Origin of the sequence: Pedobacter sp. KBW06, assembly GCF_003852525.1 — a bacterium.
In the GTDB taxonomy this organism is placed as follows: Bacteria; Bacteroidota; Bacteroidia; order Sphingobacteriales; family Sphingobacteriaceae; genus Pedobacter.
In genome coordinates this window covers 2200111-2219084 of record NZ_QAJL01000001.1, presented here as the reverse complement: position 1 = coordinate 2219084, position 18974 = coordinate 2200111, and the positions used below count along the sequence as shown (strand labels likewise).

13 protein-coding genes are annotated in these 18974 nt (G+C 42.6%); 8 read left to right on the top strand and 5 right to left on the bottom strand.

Annotation, left to right across the window (positions count from 1 at the left end):
* Positions 1-3: 3 nt before the first annotated feature.
* Complete coding sequence (locus DBR43_RS09080) at positions 4-1080, bottom strand: zinc-binding dehydrogenase (protein ID WP_124579928.1); 1077 nt, start codon at positions 1078-1080, stop codon at positions 4-6.
* Between the two features lie 209 nt (positions 1081-1289).
* On the opposite strand from DBR43_RS09080, the gene DBR43_RS09075 reads away from it, so the two are divergent.
* Entirely contained in the window at positions 1290-1544 is a 255-nt protein-coding gene (locus DBR43_RS09075; RefSeq protein ID WP_124579926.1) for a hypothetical protein, read from the top strand.
* Between the two features lie 42 nt (positions 1545-1586).
* Here DBR43_RS09075 and DBR43_RS32905 read toward each other — a convergent pair whose 3' ends face one another.
* The 3 genes from DBR43_RS32905 to DBR43_RS09065 are packed head-to-tail and all read right to left on the bottom strand — an operon-like array spanning position 1587 to position 3048.
* Entirely contained in the window at positions 1587-1727 is a 141-nt protein-coding gene (locus DBR43_RS32905) for a hypothetical protein (protein ID WP_158622461.1), read from the bottom strand.
* 5 nt (positions 1728-1732) lie between these two features.
* On the bottom strand, positions 1733-2053 hold the full coding sequence (locus tag DBR43_RS09070; RefSeq protein ID WP_124579924.1) for a hypothetical protein: 321 nt from the start codon (positions 2051-2053) through the stop codon (positions 1733-1735).
* Between the two features lie 5 nt (positions 2054-2058).
* Positions 2059-3048 carry an alpha/beta fold hydrolase gene (locus DBR43_RS09065; RefSeq protein WP_124579923.1) on the bottom strand — a complete coding sequence of 330 codons (990 nt, stop codon included), beginning with the start codon at positions 3046-3048 and terminating at the stop codon, positions 2059-2061.
* Between the two features lie 357 nt (positions 3049-3405).
* Between DBR43_RS09065 and DBR43_RS09060 the strand changes: the two genes are divergently transcribed.
* The 4 genes from DBR43_RS09060 (at position 3406) to DBR43_RS09045 (ending at position 12997) form a co-directional block, all read left to right on the top strand.
* Positions 3406-4725, top strand: coding sequence for a PAS domain S-box protein (locus DBR43_RS09060; protein ID WP_124579921.1), 1320 nt, complete (start codon positions 3406-3408; stop codon positions 4723-4725).
* Between the two features lie 34 nt (positions 4726-4759).
* A complete protein-coding gene (locus DBR43_RS09055; protein ID WP_124579919.1) occupies positions 4760-6979 on the top strand; it encodes a PAS domain S-box protein in 2220 nt (739 codons plus the stop codon).
* 84 nt (positions 6980-7063) lie between these two features.
* Entirely contained in the window at positions 7064-8851 is a 1788-nt protein-coding gene (locus tag DBR43_RS09050; protein WP_124579917.1) for a 7TM-DISM domain-containing protein, read from the top strand.
* 201 nt (positions 8852-9052) lie between these two features.
* A complete protein-coding gene (locus DBR43_RS09045) occupies positions 9053-12997 on the top strand; it encodes a Dyp-type peroxidase (RefSeq protein WP_124579916.1) in 3945 nt (1314 codons plus the stop codon).
* 57 nt (positions 12998-13054) lie between these two features.
* On the opposite strand, the gene DBR43_RS09040 is transcribed toward DBR43_RS09045, so the two are convergent.
* Positions 13055-14605 (bottom strand): alkaline phosphatase family protein, encoded by a 1551-nt coding sequence (locus tag DBR43_RS09040; protein WP_124579914.1) that lies wholly within the window; start codon positions 14603-14605, stop codon positions 13055-13057.
* 339 nt (positions 14606-14944) lie between these two features.
* Here DBR43_RS09040 and DBR43_RS09035 point away from each other — a divergent pair, with 339 nt between their 5' ends.
* From DBR43_RS09035 to DBR43_RS09025, 3 genes are all read left to right on the top strand, one after another.
* Positions 14945-15673 (top strand): tyrosine-protein phosphatase, encoded by a 729-nt coding sequence (locus DBR43_RS09035; protein ID WP_124579912.1) that lies wholly within the window; start codon positions 14945-14947, stop codon positions 15671-15673.
* A 113-nt stretch (positions 15674-15786) separates the two neighbouring features.
* Positions 15787-16581: a polysaccharide biosynthesis/export family protein gene (locus tag DBR43_RS09030; RefSeq protein ID WP_233602914.1), complete on the top strand. Its 795-nt coding sequence runs from the start codon at positions 15787-15789 to the stop codon at positions 16579-16581.
* A gap of 35 nt (positions 16582-16616) precedes the next feature.
* On the top strand, positions 16617-18974 hold the full coding sequence (locus tag DBR43_RS09025) for a GumC family protein (RefSeq protein WP_124579908.1): 2358 nt from the start codon (positions 16617-16619) through the stop codon (positions 18972-18974).

The window sequence follows — 18974 nt, the reverse complement described above, 5'->3', positions numbered from 1 at the left end:
AGGTTATGGGTTCAGTTTTATACCTACCCTTAGCGGACGGTGTTGCATGGCATATTCAAAGGCTTCCTGGGCTTCTTCTAAAGGGAATTCTTTAGAAACGACCGTTGAAAATGGGAAATGCTGATGCTGTTCTGCAATGAAATTCAGGGCATATTGCAGGTCTCCGAAATTGTAATTGTGGAGCCCTTTTATGGTGATGAGTTTTCTGATGACCTGCTCTGCATCAATGCCGATTTTCCTGGTTTTGAAAACTGCTCCTGCCCAAACGGCTATTCCACCGATGCCTAAGGATTCAATTCCCAGTTCTATGGCATCGGGTGAACCACTCATGTCGAATACGATGTCAATCTTATGATTGGCCAGTATTTCCCTCAGGTTTGCTTCCTCAAGGGAACTGTAGGCGAAACCGGCACCAAATGCCCGGGATCCTTCAAGGCGATCGGTTATGACATCTACTGCTATAATCTCTTTGGCCCCCGCAACTTTACTCATCGCTGCCGCAATATTTCCGAGCAGGCCTAAACCGGTGATCAGGATGTTTTTTCCTTCCAGAGGACCAGCCAGCCGGATTGCTCCTGCAACGGTGGCCAAGGCACAATTGATGGTTGCAGCAATGGGTAATGGCAAATCATCGGGTACTTTAAGAATACAGGTATGTTCTTTCAGCATGCAGTATTCACTCAATCCCCCATGAAAAACATCCTCTGTGGTAATCTGCGCATGGCCGTATTTAAAAAGATCTTCTGATTTTTGGGGCATGCCTTTCGACAACCAGTTTTCCTGGGGAGCGGAACAAAATATTGCCCAGGTGACCAGGTCTCCAATAGCCAGTGTATTTCCGGCCATATCTATTCCGGGATGGTTTTTATCGATTGCGACAATCCGGCCAACAATCTCATGCCCGAGGACAGTGGGTGTTTTTTCCTTTCTAAGACCAGCGAAGGTATGGAGGTCGCTTCCACAAATGGTGGTGTAAAGATTTTTAATGAGTACCTCGCCGGACCTGAGTGCGGGTATTTCCCTTTCTTCTGAGGTTAGCCTTTTACCAGTTTCCTCAAAAACCATGATATTGCCTTTCATAAATTGCATGCGCTTAGTGAAGTGCATAATTACTAAACATATGTTTACTTATATTGAACAGTATGTTAGGGAATTGTTACCCTTCCGGCGGAGACTTTGAAATTTAATCCGGCGTTGCCGGCTGGCTAAAGCAAAATGTTTGTCACAAATTTAATGAGGGCAAACATTTTGCCGCTGACTGTGTTTATTCAATTCCTAATTGAATGATTATGCAAATAGAAGTAAAAGAACCCGGCACAGGCGCATTGTTGCGACTGGATGCAAAAACCGAGAACTATAAAGGGTTGCACGGAATGAGAATCAGATATCCAAACGGCGCTAGTTTTTTTATCGTTGCCAAATCCGGGGCCTGGCGTTCCGCAGATGACCATCATGTAGCTCCCGGCTTCTTAGCGAATATTGGTTTAGCATTGGAAGGAAGAAAATTAAGTGAGCAGATTGTGGATCATGAGTATCAGGACTAGTGGAATTTTAGCCTTTGATGCTTTTCTTTTTTAGGGAAAACATCAAGGGTGTAATGTGCATAAGCCGTACACACACAGGATCATTTTTATGGCGAGTAACAGTAAAAAGATCCAGATGGCAACAGGCTTTATAAAGTTCGCATCGGGCATGTTCTTTTTGATCTTTTCCTTAAATTTCAGCATGAATTTTAAGCCTGAACCATTTGATAGATCTGCTGCATATAAACGGCCTGGTGTAGGGCTGCAAAGAATTCATGCCATTCGACCCGGGTAAAAACAAGACTGATGTCCGGAAAGGGGGAAGCCAGAATGACCACCTCTAATCCATCCGGATGGTGCTCAATATAATCGTCAAACTGAAGTCCTCTGGTCGAATCGACAAAGGCATTGAACTGCTCAAAAGAGAAACTGATGAGCACATTTTTATTCCATATATTGACAATTTTGCAGTCCATGCAGTGCGTCACGGAAACATCTCCCTCACGACTGATGATAGTTGGTTTACACATAAGCTTTATTTTACATTTTCAGGGTTTAAGTTTTTTCTGATTTCGGCAATGATCAGGTTGTTTTCATGAATCTGTGGGATGTGTCCGCTATGTTCTGCTTTTATCAGGCGGCTGTTTTTGGAAAGTTTCAATAGATCGTGCTGGACTTCGTTCACCAGTTGCTTAAATTCCTCTCTGACTTCGGGATCTTTAAAACCGGCATATCTTACCGGAGCGTTGCCCATGATCACCGTTAGCGGAATATTTCCGAAAGAGGTATACCGCATTGCGTCTTCAAAATTAGAAGTATCGTTTTTTGCTTCTTCCAGGATCTTATTGCAAGACCGGTAAAAGAAATCTTTTTCCAGCTGATGAAGGGGATGGCTCACCGGAATCTCAGGAGATAGCGGCATAAAGGAGAATACGGTTCTGTAAATTCCGGTATTTACCATGAACTTAATCAGCCAGTGCGGAGGAACAGATAATGCCTTTAAGAGTTTGGGAGAAGCTTTTTTCATCTGTAGGGGATGGGCGGCCTCTACGAAGACAATGCCTGAAATGTCTTTTTCATTGTTTTTTATAAAAGGCCGGAGGTAGATTCCTGCCATAGAATGCCCAACCAGAATATAGGGTTTAGGGCAGGTGGTTTTTTCAAGGAGCTGCTGTAGTTCTGCCGTGATGAGGTCGTTTGTTGGAGGCTGGCCTGTAGCGTCGCTTAACAGCAGACCATTTCTGTCGTAGGAAAGGGTAACGGCATCTTTGGACAGGCTGTCCTGAATTTCTTTCCAGATGAAATGATTGCTGCCCATGCCGGATTGAAAAACAATAGTACAATTTCCTGTTCCTTTTTTTACATAGTGTAGCGGACGGCCATTGATCTCTACAAAGGTTTTTCCCTTTTTAAAATCTCTTTCGAGACTCCATCGGGAATATTGCTCGAATATTACCCCGGCAATGAGGAGCACTGCCAGAACAATAAATGTCCATTTAAAAAATATACTCAGCGCAGTTACCATAGGCCTGATCAATGGATTTTCAAAATAGCGTGACACCGCTGTCCGCTACAAAGCTGTGTATTATTTAGAATAATTACAAATAAGTAATATAAATAGCTTTGTACACCCAATTGAACCAGATACAGGAGCAGATATTTTACAGGATCATTAAACTAATATGCTTGCCATGTGTTATATTGGTATCATCAAAACCTAACCTATTGTAAATCATGAAAAAGCTACACTTTAAGTCCCGGGAAAGCAGTTCTTGCTTTTAAGCGGTTAAAAAAAACTGAAATTCAGACGGTCAAAATTATTTTTAATGTTTAAATAACGCTACATTTCCTTAAACAGGATCAGAGGGGTATCAGCTAAACAATGGAAAATAATAGTTACTACAATTTATTTGAAAGGTCCCCATTGCCAATGTGGGTATTTGACATCAGCACACTTCGTTTTCTTGAAGTAAATACTGCTGCAGTAGTACAGTACGGTTTTTCCAAAGCCGAATTTTTAACGATGACCATTACCGATATACTGGCTGCTGAAGAGGGGCCTGTTGCTGAAGATCGGAATATATTCAGGCATGTTAAAAAGAACGGACAGCTGATGCATGTGGAATTAGAAAGCAATCAGATTGAATTTAAAGGGAGCCCTGCTAAACTCGTGTTGAGTTATGACATTACAGAAAGGACAACACAGCAGCAGGAGGTTCTGGAAAATGTTGAGCGGTATGACATTGTATCCAAAGCAACCAGTGATGTCATTTGGGACTATGACCTGACGACAAATTTGTTAAACTGGAGTCAGGGAATTGATGTTGTCCTGAAATATACCAGCATAGGCACTACCACAGACCTCAACTGGTGGAGGGAGAGAATTCATCCGGAAGACCAGCAGCGGGTATTGACCGGGTTCGATAAAAGCTTAGCGGAAGGAGAAAAAAGCTGGGAAGACAAGTATCGTTTTTTTTGCGGTGACGGGAGCTATAAATATATACAGGACCGGGGATATATCGGCCTGGATGAACACGGAACTGCCTATAGGATGATTGGGGCAATGCAGGACATCACCAGACAGATGGAAGACGAGCATTGGTCAAAATTGCTGGAATCTGTCATCACCAATACCACTGATGGGGTTTTGATTACCGATGCTGACTATGAAGCCGGTCTTTCTATTGTTTATGTAAACGATGCTTTGCTTGAAATGTCTGGTTACTCAAGAGCCGAATTGATCGGCGCCCGCCCGGATATTTTTCATGCTGATGATGAGGACCAGCAGGGCCTGGAAAAGATTTATCAGGCGATTAAAAGAAAAGAAGCCTGTAATATTGAACTCACTAATTATACCAAATGCGGCAGAATGTATGAGGTAAGTATCAACATTTCTCCGGTTACGAATAGCCTCGGAGAGGTGACACATTGGATTTCCATCAGAAGGGACATTACGGAAACGCGGGCTTACGTCAAAGCTATAGAAGAACAGAATAAAAAGTTAAAGAATATCGCCTGGCTGCAATCGCATAAAGTGAGGGATCCGTTAACCAGAATCATGTCGCTGGTGGAACTGCTTTCAAATTCAGATCTGGATAAAGAATCTCAGGTTTTACTGGAATATTTATCTAAATCTGCAGTCGAACTTGATGAAATTATTATTGACATCACTAAACATACCGGTAACTACAGTTTAGATTAACAACATATCGCAATTAAATCATATTGAAAAACTAATGACGACCATCTCTTCTACATCTTTTAAAAATATCATTGCCCTGACTCCGGTTCCTATGGCCATTGTAGATACAGAAATGAGGTATCTGGCTGTTTCGGAAAAATGGATCAGCATGTACGATCTGGATGATAAAGCATTAATTGGGAAATCGCATTATGAAGTGTTTCCGGAAATTGAAGATCGATGGAAAAAAATTCATGCAGATTGTTTAAAAGGAATTGACGTTCAATCCGGAGAGGACCGGTTTGAACGGATAGATGGCACTATAATCTGGTTAAAGTGGGAGGTGAAGCACTGGCTGAACGAGGAAGGTAATATCGGCGGAATGATGATGTATAGTGAAGACATTACCAGGGAAACGCACATCGTGATGAATGAAAAACGGTTCCAGCTGTTTATGGACGAATTGCCTGGTTTATGCTGGATCACCAATAGCAGCCATAGCCTGAAATATGCCAATAAATGTTTCTTTGAGACGCTTCATTTACCTGTCGAGGTGATTGATCAGAGTCTGGAAGAGATTTTCGGGCTTGATATTGCCCATAGTGCTGTTTTAAACAATATCGATATCCTGCAATCCGGAAAAAATAAGGAATTTCTGCAGACCGTCAGGGATAAAAACGGACATCTTCAATATTATAAAACCTATAAATTTCCTTTTCAGGGAACCCATCTGGAAGGCGATATGGTAGGGGCTGTTGCTTTTAATATCACCAAAAGCATGTTGCTGGAGGAAGAACTGTATCAAAGTGAAACCCAGTTTAAACAGGCTTTTGAGCATTCTCTTATTGGAATGGCATTGATCAGCCCTGAAGGAAAATGGAAAAGGGTCAATAAAAGTTTATGCCTGATTCTGGGCTATACAGAAGAAGAAATGAAGGAGTTGACGATCAGGGACCTTACTCATAAAGAAGACCTGGAAGTGAGCCTTGAAATTCTGGAAGACCTGGCAGCCGGTAAAATCGGCGAAGTGAAGTACGAAAAAAGATATATCCATAAAAACGGGAAGCCAATATGGGTAATCATTGCTGCAACGATGCTTTATGACAGCTCCGGGATGCCGCTGCATTATGTATCTCAAATCGAAGACATCACCAAAAGAAAAGAAATTGAGAATGATCTGGTGCTGAGTGAGAAAAAGTACCGGACGATATTTGAAAACGTGCAGGATGTATTTTATCAGACCGATCAGCAGGGCGTGGTAACAGAGATCAGCCCTTCTATTGAAAAGCACTCCGGGTATTCACGTACCGAGATCATTGGCATGCCTGTAGACATGTTCTACTATTACCTGCAGGACCGGGAGCGCATGGTGGAACAGGTCCGGATCCATGGTTTTGTGATCGATTTTGAAGTGAGGCTCAAGACTAAAAATGAAGAGCTGCGTTATGTCTCTGTGAATGCCAGGCTGATTATTGAAAATGGTCAGATCGTTGGTACAGAGGGGAGTATGAGAGATGTGACGACGAGGAAGTTTCAGGAGAATGCACTGATGGCGCTGAATACCGAACTCAGGGCATCAAACGAACAGAAAAATAAGCTTTTTTCGATCATAGGCCATGACCTTAGAAACCCGATATCAGGCAGCTTACAGTTGTTGGACCTGACGCTTACCGATTTTGAATCCAGCTCTGCGGAGGAGGTATATACTTATCTTTCTATGATGAAAACAGAGCTGTCCAATGCAAATGTTTTGCTGGAAGATCTGCTCACCTGGGCGAAGTCACAGTTTAATGCCTTGAGTTTTAATCCGATTGAGATCAAAAATCTGCGGGAATTGATCTGCAAAAGTATCCAGACCGTTTCTCCAATGGCTTTGAAAAAGCAAATTGAAATTGTCGAGTACATCAAATCAGATCTTTTGGTGTATGCAGATACCGGAATGCTGGAGACCATTATCCGGAATTTGCTCTCAAATGCGATTAAATTCACGAATCCGGGAGGAAAGGTTACGGTTAAAGTGCTGGGAGATGATCATGGAATGCTTTTTTCTGTTAAAGATACCGGACTTGGAATTCCCGGCGACAAGCTTGCTGAACTGTTCAACAAAAATTCCAACTACACCACTTATGGTACTTCGGGAGAAAAAGGAACGGGACTTGGTTTGAGCCTTTGTTATGATTTTGTATCCAAACACGGAGGAACGTTATGGGTGGAAAGTGAAGAAGGTAAGGGCGCTACATTCTATTTCACCATTCCTGACCTTTCGAATGAGTAGTTGTTGGGAAATGTATTTGTGATCTGGTGTTTTTTTAAGCTAAAGCCTTAACTTTATCGCTAAAATTCAGTCACCCGGGTAACAATGCGTTCTTCTTTCAAAAAATGTTTATGCTGTTTATTGTGTTGTGTTTCTTTTGCATTGAAGGCGCAGAAGATTCATGTTTTAACAAATGAAGCAGTCCTGCAGATCAGAACTTATGGAGTCTTGCAGGATCAGCATTACGATCTGAAGAGTATCCTTAGTAATAACACACTTTCATTTATAGCAGATGCCTCATTAAATACCTCAAAGGGAGATGATTATTGGATCAGAACAGTTATTGAAAACCCTTATCCGAATAATGAAAATTACCTGATATCTCTGTCAGTGCCACTTAACTATTCTTTATACTTTTTTGATGCTGCAAAGAAAAGATGGTTAAGTCGTACCAGTGGACCGGCAACCATAGACGGACAGCGGCAAAGAGGTGTAATTCCTGTGGTTTTGCAGGGGAACACTAAAAATGTATTGTACCTTAAAGTGGATGTCCGTGATGTGAAATCCTATGGCTATGCGATAAAACCCGACATTCTGTTAAATAAAGAGGTGTCTTTTGATAGTCAGGAAAAACTCATCTGGCTTTCCTGGCTCATTTGTGTTGTAGTGCTGGTTAGCTTCTCTTGCTACAATCTGTACATTTATTTTCATTTAAAGGACAAAATCTACATTTATGGCTTATTTATGCAGGTCGGAGCCATCATCTTTATTACCTCATTTAAACATTTTTTTAATCAGTTTCTTCCCCTGGCTGTATACAATACCCGCTTAAATGAAGATGGTTCAATTTATTGTTATAGTTTGAATACTTTCTTTCTGCACATTGGGGTTGTCCTGATTTTATCAGGACTCATTCAGCTGAGCCGGGCATATCTGAATACTAAAATACTGTTGTCAACATACGACAGGCTGCTCAAATACCTGTTGTATGTTTATATCGCATTTGCACTGGTTACTGCCGTCGTTACCATATCCGGATTATATTACCTGGATAGCCATACTTTATTCTATGACAATATCTTCGTTCTGGTGATGGTCGTAACCATATTTTCAGCGGGTATAACTGCTTATCGGAGAAAAATAAGGGCAGCAAAATATTTTTTACTGGCCAATACCCTTCCCATGGTTTTGTCGGCAGGGATAGCCGTATATTTTATTGTCAATTCTGCACCTACCTATACCCATACTGCTTCAATTTTGCCGGAATTGGCGATCCTGTCGCAGATCCTTACTTTTGCGGTAGCACTGGTTGCCCGGCTCAGGCTGGTTAATGAAGAGCTGAAATTAAAAGAACAGGTAGCTGAAAAACTGGAAACAGATATTAGGGCTTCAAGAAATAAAAGCCAGTTGATCGAGCAGGAAAATCAATTGATCATTACCAGTATTGAACAGGAAAAAAGCAGAAACAATGTATTACAGCAGAAGCTGGAGGCCAACGAACGTGAATTGGTAGGCAATAGCCTGTACATCCATCAAAAAAATAAATTACTTGCCGACCTGAGATACCAGATCAGGGACATTGGTCAGCTTTACCCCAATGCCAAACACCCGGTTTTAAAAAATATAGAAAGCTCTTTAAACGATAGCCGCTACTTTGATTCTGAATGGGACAAATTTAAATTGCATTTTGAACAGGTACATCCGGACTTTTTTGAAAAGATCACTGCATTGCACCCTAACCTGACCAATAATGAAATGAGGTTGTATGCCTATTTTCACATCAAGCTATCGACTAAAGAGATCGCTGCGTTACTTAACATTGAGCCGGCAAGTGTACGACAGGCAAAAGCGAGATTAAATAAAAAAATGGGCGGATCGCTTGTAAATTTATAAACCAGGTATTTATACCCGTTTTTTATTAGAAAAAATGTAATTACTTTAGTGTTAACTGCTCAGTTATTGTTAACGCTAAAACGCTCATCTCTCCACATCAAACGCACTCATCTCTCCATATAAAACGCTTATTTCTCCACATAAAACGCATTCATCTCTTGACATAAAACGCACTCATCCCTTAACATAAACTCTCAAAACATGAAAACATCACTGAACTTCGAAGAAAGATTGGACGAAGTATGGAAACACTGTCAGCGTGGACTAGTTTATCCATCTCCATTTGCAATTTTCACTACCTTTTGGTTAAGCAAACCAGCAGACAAGCCACTGGACAGGGAACACCTGGCTCAGTTAATGGCTTCCTTCCGAAAGGTGATCAACACAAATCCCGCACTAAAAAACAAGAACACATCGGTTGTATTGGGCGTTTCCTTTAGAAACTGGGCCATTCTTTGTGAGGAATACGACATGCCTCTGCCTAAAGGGATGCGTTTAAATTTTCCTTCCAGGGAAGATCAATATACTTCTGATGTTTTTGATGCGTCGAAAGGCGTTTTTGACGACTCTGATGGCGATATCTGGTTTCATATCAAAAGCGATAAGGAAGAAGCCTGCGATGAGGTATTGGAATTGATTGTGGCAGCACTGAAGGAAGAAACCAAAGATTATTATGCGCAGAAAGCTGCTTCTAAATCTGATCAGGAAGACGGACATAACGGAAAAGTCCTGGGCTGTCGTTTTTCAGAAAACCTGAACAACCCTTCCGATCCGATCACAATTGCAAAACATACCCTTATTGGTGGAGAAGATATAGAACATTTGGGCGGGTCATTTGTGCTGGCACAACGTTTTTTGATCAACTGGAACCAGATCAATATGATGACGGAAGATCAGATCGAAGACCTGATCGGCCGTAAAACAGACGATACCATTATTCCTGATCGTGATTCCCGCAGTCACATCAAATCGGCAAGGATCCAGGATGAAAATGGAAATACCACTCCTGTACTGCGTTTAGGCTTACCTTTTGGCAGGGCTAAAAAAAGCAACGGCGGATTCAGGGTACCTAAATCAGTAACGGTTTCTGATGAAGAAGGAATTTATTTTGCAGGATTTGCCAAAGAAGCAGGTATCCTTGAAAATATCATGAGCAACCAGATCGGAGGAGATTATGGCTTTATGAACGACCGTTTGTTTAACCACCTCAAATCAGACCTTGGCGGATTCTTTTACATCCCAAGTGTAGATGACCTTAAGCTCGATGAAGAGGAGGGATATACCAATGATTTCTCTTATGTGGATGCAGGAAACTGGAGCAAATTTCCTGGAGTTGACTGGACAAGGCTGGACCGTCATTATCGGAATGCTTCTGAAAATGGATTGATGTTTTATAGTCACCAGAATTACCTGTTCACCATGTCTACCGGAATTGGCAGGACCAATGATTACTTTAAAGTGCCTAGCAACCGCATCCTGAGCTTGCTGGAAAATATCTTTTCTTTGTGGCAGGACAACTGGTATTTTAACCGCAAGCAGGAAGAAATCAAGGAAGACATCCGCCATTATATCGATGCTTATTCAGGTGCGGATAAACCTGCAGATATCATGAAAGAATCGATCATGATCCGGAAAGGATGGGCAACACGCCTGAGTTTACAATTGTTCAGTTCTGCCCATTATGGTTTCAGAGGACGTAAAATCCGCATGCCGGACGGTTCGCTGGTTCCTTATTCTGCATTCCTGGAGGATAAAGGAACATGTGTTTATGGCTCGGATACGTTTAGGATCTCGCCAGAGGAAATCATTGTTGGGGCGATGCCAAACCTCTCTCTGGGGGAAGGTCGTTATGTGATGAAATACCTTTCAGACCTGGAGCGCATGGATGGATTTTTAAGCAACCTGAGTGAAGCTTCCGGTGTTGGACACGTAATTCCGCATTTTGAAAAAGCATTGCAGAAAGGTTTGAAAGCAATGAAAGAGGAAGTACTGGCCTACGAAGAAAAAGCGGCTAATACGGAACAAAAAGAATTGTATCGCGCTGCATACCTGTCATTGGAAGGTATTTCTGAATACATCAAAAACTACGAAGCACTGGCGAGAGAAACGGCAGAGAAAATGACTGCCGGACAGATCTGGGAAAAAGAAAACCTGTTGACTATCGCGGAGCGTATGAAAAAACTGGCCAACGATAAGCCGGAAACTTTTGTCGAAGCAGTACAGTTCATCTTCACCTTACATACCTGTTTGCACCTGAATGGAGAGCCAACAGCCATAGGACGAATGGATCAGCTGTTACAGCCTTTCTATGAAAACGACAACATTACAGAAGACGAAGCGCAGGAAATTATCGATGCTTTCTATATCAAACTGGACGAAAAAGTACAGCAGAACCGGATCTTTATGGAAGACCATCAGCCTTTTGGCAATCTGGCCATGGGTGGAAGTTCCGGACCATATCCTCAGGGTGCTTCCTTGGGCCAATGGATTCAGCAGATCACAGTAGGTGGAACAGTTGCCGACGGTACGATTGATTTTAAAGATACAAAGCCAGCGTATAATAATTTGACAAAACTGTTCATCCATGCTTCCGGCAGACTTCCTTTAAATGCACCCTGCCTTTCACTTCGTACAAGGAAAGACATTCCAAAAGAAATTCTGGAAGCAGCAGCCCATGCGGTCCTTTCCGGCGGTGCCCATCCGATATTGCTCAATGATGAAAAAATCATCGATGGTCTTTACCGCAGTGGCGACAATGTAGGCGGGGATTTGGGTGATCAAACCAGGAACTGGAATTCTGCTGTATCAATGAAATCTGCACAGAATTATGCTTGTGATGGTTGCTATGAGCCACAGTTTCCAGGTGAAAACTGGTTCTCATTGGGTGGTTTCTCTACCTTACAACCCTTGGAATGTGCCTTGAACCAGGGAAGAACCTATTCTTCTGCCGGACAATCTTATCTGTTCGGACAAACGGTTTCCCTGAATTCCAAGCCTGCCGATCAGATCAAAAGTTTTGATGAACTGGTAAAGATTTACTTTGATCATTTTGAACTCCTGAACAGAAAAGCCTTTAACGGCCAGTTGATGGGTTATGGTGCCAATACCAAATTCTGTCCTGCACCATTATTAAATGTGCTGATGGATGACTGTCTGGCAAAAGGACTTGATTTTTATAGCGGAGGCCCTAAATACAGCATTTACGGACCTTGCTATATCTCTTTAAGCTCGGCCATCAATTCCCTGTATGCCATTAAAGTGATGGTGTTTGACGATAAAAATGCGGTCACCACCTTACCTGAACTCTTAGAATGTCTGTGTTGCGACTGGGGTTATAAAATGACGGAACCTTTTATCAGTAACCTGGCGGGGGAATCCCGTATTGCCGGACGATCAGACCGTTTTAAACGTCTGCGCGAAATGGCACTTGGCCTGCCACGTTATGGCAGAGGCCATGAGGAAATCGATACTTTTGGAAATACGATTGTAGAAGGTATCGCCAGAATTTCGGTAGAAACATTTACACAACCGCTTCCGCAAATGTACAACACTTTAAAAGCATTGGCTGCCCGCTACGGTACGGAGGAACATCCTTTCGGACTTCAGATTCAGCCTGGTGTAGGTACTTTCGAAAACCATGTGGAAATGGGTGCCTGGAACGGAGCGAGTGCTGATGGCCGCAGGTTGGGAACAGCTGTGGCTTCTGATTTAAGTGCTGCACCAAGTCCTATGGATTTGCCTATCGACCATCAGTATGCCGGATTTGAAGAATCTCTGGCCGGCTTCGACGGAAAAGGTGCAGAATTAATGACAGATGGAGCGCCAACAGATTATAATATTGACGAAGATTTCCCTGTGGAGAGAATTGTTACGATCATGCAGCAGTTTGCTGAAGGCCGTTCGTCCAATATTTTAACGATCACGGTTGCCAGTCCGGATACCTATGAGGAAGCCGTGGGTTCACCGGAACAATATAATTTGTTGCGTGTGAGGACTGGTGGCTGGTCCAATTTCTTTACTTCTGTATTCCCGCTTACGCAGGATCAACACCGCAGAAGACCAGTATCTACTCCGGTAGCTGCGAAAAAAGAGAAAAAGATCATTGAAGGTTGTCCTTACCATTCTCAGCAAGTAGTGGAAGAATAACAAAAGAATAAATAGAAAAGGGGCTGATGTAATCAGCCCTCTTTTTTGTCTTTAGATCTACAACCCGTGTATTTTCTTCATCACAAGGTCAAAGCCGGTTCTCAATGCTGCCAGGGTATCTGCAGGCTGTACATGTTCCTGGTAGTGCTTGATGGCTTCCTGTTCATCCACCTGGTTTTTCTTAATGGCATGCAATACTGCTCTGGCTACAACTGATTTTTGCAAATCATTGGCAGGCTCTTCTTCAGTAATGGGCTCATAAAAAATTGGACTGATTACCGGTACATCCTCCCTGAGTGTGGTTGCATTTAATACTGCTTCAAATGTAGGCGCATTGGCCACTCTTGCCCCTAATCCACAGCTGGCAGGGTCGATATTCTTCCATTTTAAAATGGTGGCGATAAGCGAGGTATGGTCAAATGGCGTATTTCCGGGAGCTTCCCTGAATACCGTATTGGCCTGAATCTGAGGAGAAATAAAAATAGCCGGGACACGGACCCCAAAGGTGTCAAAAGCAAAATCACATTCCAGTTGATCCGGTTTGGCCGGCTGACCTTCCTGCCATGGTGGCGTCGCATTTTGGGCAATGGGAAAATGGTCGTAAGTACCTCCATGTTCATCAAAAGTGATGATAAACAGGGTGTCATTCCAGCATGGACTTTTAGAAACGGCCTGGTAAAGATCATATAAAAACTCTTCTCCCGGGCCCACATTTGTAGGTGGATGATAATCATTTCCCTGGATACCTATAGGGCCAAGCATATTTCCCCAGGAAGGTTCTATGAAAGAATAAGAGGGAAGTTTACCTGCTGCGGCACGTTCATAAAATGTGGTGATGTGGTCAAAATGTTCGTTAAAGCTGCTGTCCTGGATTTGTGAGAATAAATCACGGGTATAACAGTAATCGCTCAGGTACCATAATTTATTGTAGTAAATCATCCAGTCGTCCGTGCTGCCGTAACCATGGTCGCTGAGGATGTTCCAATGCGTAGGTTCGCTGAAGTTTACTTTCAGTTTAACCGGGTCAAGGGTATCAAAATGATTGTTTACCCAGGCGCCCTGCCGGTCCGAATAGTGGTCTGTGCCGATTGAATTTCCAGTGGCGGCAAAAGCACGGTTACAATTGGTTTGCGAAGGGATGGAAGCAAACCATTGGTCGCAGACGGCAAAATTCTTTGCTAAACCGTTGATCACGGGGAGGTCTGCCGGGGTATAGCTTTTCATGATGTCTTCCGGACTATCCCACCAGTCGTGATAGTCCTGATAAAAACCACCCATTTCCGGACTGTCTATAGGGTTTTCGACCCCTGGTGTCAATGAACTATAGCATTGTTTATGTACATGTTGAAAGACTTCATGCGGATCCCAGGCGGGAACTCTTAAATTGCCACCGGTTCCTTTAATTACTGGTTGTGGGATACCCGCTGCATTCAGGTTGTATAAGTCTGGCCGAAGTCCGTGGAAGGTATTCGGATGTGCGGAATCAATGGCTGTGACAATGTTTTTCTTCTCTTCTTCCTCATACAACCAGCCGAGGAGGTTGTCAAAGGATCGGTTTTCCAGCATAACGTGTACGATATGCTTGACGTTGGGCATGAAGTGACTCATGGTGAAATGAATTTGAGCGTTAGATGATGAGACCGTTAATGTGCTATTAAATATAGCAAATTATTATTTAATGGAGATATTTTTGATTGGAGGCACTGAGCTCACATTTTTGACGTTATTAGAACTAATGAAAGAAATCTAATGGCCGTCACCGCGCAATTATAGCGGGAAGATGACCAAAGGTGATCCCTATAATTGGGTATATTTCATTAATCCTAGGATAAAATTTTAAAATATAGCGCATGTAAACTGTCGCTATTGTACTTTTGTTAAAGCAAAATTGGACCGTTACGATGAGTTGCGGGCTGATATTTAACAAAATCCTTTAAAGATCTTATCATGTTTTCCTTTTTTAAGAAAAGAACGCACGTCGACCATATGGAGTGGTTAGGAGTGGATATGCATTCCCATTTATTGCCCGGTATAGATGACGGGGCAACGGATACGCTACAATCCGTTGCTTTCATAAAAAAGTTGCATGAACTCGGCTTCCAAAAGCTGCTGTGTACTCCTCATATTTTTTCTGAGCTCTATCCAAATACACCGGATACCATACAGACGGCATTGGACAGCACACGACTGGCTTTGCAGGCTGCTCAGGTGGGACTGGAAATAGGAGCAGGAGCGGAGTACATGATCAATGATACATTTAAAGTTTCAAATGATCTGGTTTCCCTGCCAAAGAAACACATCCTCATTGAAATGTCTTACCTCTCTGAAATGCCAAATATAGAGCAGGTCATCTTTAACCTTCAGGTGAAAGGATATGTGGTTATCCTTGCCCATCCCGAAAGATATAACTTTTATTTCGAGCGGCACCAGCGCTTTCACCGCTTCAAAGAAATGGGCGTCTTATTCCAGCTCAATCTGTTGTCGGTATGCGGATATTATGGGAAAGAAGTGAAGAAACTGTCCGAATACCTGCTTCAAAAGAACTATTATGACCTTGCAGGTACAGACCTGCATCACGACAAACATTTGCAGGTATTGACGCAGGAAATACAAACCGGACGCCTTTTTAATAAGATTGGTCATGTCGATTTTAAGAACAAGGAGCTGTTTTTTTAATTAAATACCCATTTCTGGCTAGGTGTACTGAAATTTAAATCATTTAGTTTTGCTTTTACGGAATTCTGCTGGTTAGGCGGTTTTTTTAGAAAGAAAAAGCTATGATTAAATTAATGTTAACAAAAAAATACCTGAATTTTTTAATTATTTTCTCTGTTTTTCTGTTAAGTTCCTGTTCTGTCACTAAAAAAGTTCCTTATTTCCAGGATATAGATGCAGGCGGCAGGTCTTTGTTTGCTAAAACAGGTGAATTTAAAGAATTAACCATCCACTCTGACGATATTCTGTCAATTTCTATTGTAACTATTGATGCTGCAACCTCGATGCCGGTAAATCAACTGGCAGGTCAGACGGTAACGGCGTCAATTCAGTCGGCTAATCCGGCAGGACTTTCTTCAGCAAGTGGTTTCCTGGTCGATAAAAACGGAGAGATCGATATATCTGTGGTAGGAAAGGTTAAAGTAGCCGGATTAACCACTTATGAAGCCAGAGAATTGATAAAAAGCAAGGCAGCTGTGGTTTACAGGGATCCAAACGTACAGGTTCGCTATGCGAATTTCAAGGTGACTGTATTGGGAGAGGTGGCCAGGCCTGCTTCTTATGTCCTGCCAAATGAAAAAGTAAGTGTTTTAGACGCACTGGGAATGGCGGGCGACCTCACCATTTTTGGAAAAAGAGAGAACATCTTACTCATCAGGGACATCGATGGCAAAAAAGAATTCGCCAGACTGGACCTGAATTCTTCCCAGGTCTTTAACAGCCCGTTTTATTACCTGAAACAGAACGATGTGATTTATGTGGAGCCTAACAAAGGCAAGGCAGCTTCTCTGAACCAGGCCAGAACCCAAACTTTCGCCGTTATCGGAACTGCCCTCTCAGTCTTGATCGTATTGTTCTCAAGGCTTTAACAAATAGTATCATGCTAACATCTATGCAATATTAAATGAAGAACACGATTTCAGAATATAAAACTGCACATGAAGACATCGAAGGATTGGATTTAAAGCAAATCCTGTCGAGAGTCCTTGCAAATTGGTATTGGATTGCTTTATCGGTATTGGTCTGCCTGGCATGTGCTAATCTATATGTGCGCTACAAAACGCCCAATTATAAAATTTCTGCAAGGGTATTGGTGAACGATGAGAAAAAGGGGGCAGGATTGTCCGGAGGAGGAGACCTTCTGGGAGATTTAGGAGGAATTTTAGGAACCAAAAGTACGGTTGATAATGAAGCCGAAATCCTGAAAACAAGGTACCTGATGGAACAGGTGGTGAAAGATATGAACCTCAACATCACCTATTACAGAAAGGGGACACTGAAAAAAGTAGAGCTCTATGAATCTCCCTATCAGGTAAAGGTGGTTGCAGCTGCAGATACCATCAAGGCCACAGATGTGGATGTCAGCTTTCTAAAAAATGACCTGGTAGCAGTAAGTGCCGACGGTATAGATACCCTGGTGGCTTTGGACCGTTCTTTTACCATTCCTTTTGTGGGGGTTGTACAGATCATTAAAGGAACTGCAGTTCCTGCTCTGGAAGAAAAATATGCATTTAACATCATGTCTGTGGATTCTAAAGTGATTGCGCTGATGGATGCAATTACCGTGGAAGTTAAAAATAAACAGGTGACGATCATCGACCTGAGTTTAACACATGCGATTCCTAAAAAGGGAGAAGACATCCTGAGTAAACTCATCGAAAAATATGTGCAGGCCAACCTGACGGATAAAAATGAGGTGGCCGACAGTACCGTGAAATTCATCCAAAACCGCCTGGCTTATATCGGCGGGGAACTGGGGGGACTGGAAGGAAATATTCAGAATTTTAAGCAGGAAAACAACCTGGCGGATATGACCGAGCAGTCTAAATTGCTGGTACAAACTACCGGGCAATATGTAAATGACCTCAGTAAAATAGAAACCCAGATCAGCATCCTTAAAAGTCTGCAGGAATACCTGAAAGATGAGGGTAAGAATAAAAGGGTATTGCCAAGTTCACTCATTCCTGCAGATCTGGTTTTTAACGGAGCGGTAGAGAAATACAATTCCTTAACCCTGGAGCGGGCAAGGCGCCTGATCGGGGTAACCGAAGCCAATCCTGGAATCCAGTTGATGGATAAAGAAATTGCCAATGCCAGAGCGGATATTGAATCTAATATTTCCACGACACTGAATGGATTTCTCATCACCAGGAACCGGATCAATGGTCAAATGAAAAAAGCGGAAGGACAGGTCCGCAATGTTCCAAAAGTGGAAAGAAACTATTTAAACCTGGCCAGACAACAGCAGATCAAACAAGAGCTTTATATTTTTCTGATGCAGAAAAGTGAAGAGACCGCCATTTCTAAGACGTCTAATATTGCGAACTCCAAAACCATAGACCCCCCCAAGTCTGAAGTGAAGCCTTTTAGTCCGAAAAGAATGGTGGTCTATTTATTTGGATTGGTGGCCGGTATGGTGATTCCTCTGGGACTGATGTATGTGAAAGATTTGTTGAATGATAAAATTCAAACCAAAGAAGACATCATCAGGATTACCCAGGTGCCGATCATCGGAGAGATCAGTCATGACGAAGGAAACGACAATATGGTGGTGGCCAACAGTTCCAGATCTGCCATATCAGAGCAGTTCAGGGCATTGCGGACCAATCTTTCTTTCTTCTTTAAGAATAGCGATGAGAAAGTAATTCTGTTAACGAGCAGCATGTCCGGGGAAGGAAAATCATTTGTGGCCATTAACCTGGGGCAGATTCTGGCGCTGACGAATAAGAAAGTGCTGCTGATGGAACTGGATTTACGTAAGCCTGGTCTTTCTGCCAAGCTGGAGATCTCCAACCCGATCGGTTTTACCAATTATGTGACCAATCCGGAAATGACGGGCAATGATATTGTGAAGCCATTGAAACTTCAGGAAAATCTGTTTGTGGTGAGCTCAGGGCCGATTCCACCCAATCCTGCGGAATTGCTGCTGAGCGAAAGAACAAAAACGCTGATGCAGGAATTGAAGCAGCAGTTTGATTACATCATCATCGATGCGCCGCCGGTAGGGATTGTGACTGATGCCCAGTTGCTGGCTTCCTATTCAGATGTCTGCCTGTACCTGGTGCGACAAAACTATACGCTGAAACAACAATTGAATATTGTGGACGACCTGTCGGCAAGTCAGAAAATGAAAGGGTTGAGCATTGTGGTCAACGACATCAAAGCCACCAAAGGTTATGGTTACGGATACAGCTATGGCAACTATGATGTGGATGGTAAAGAGTTAGGTTTTTTTAGCAAACTGTTTAAAATAAAAAAATAA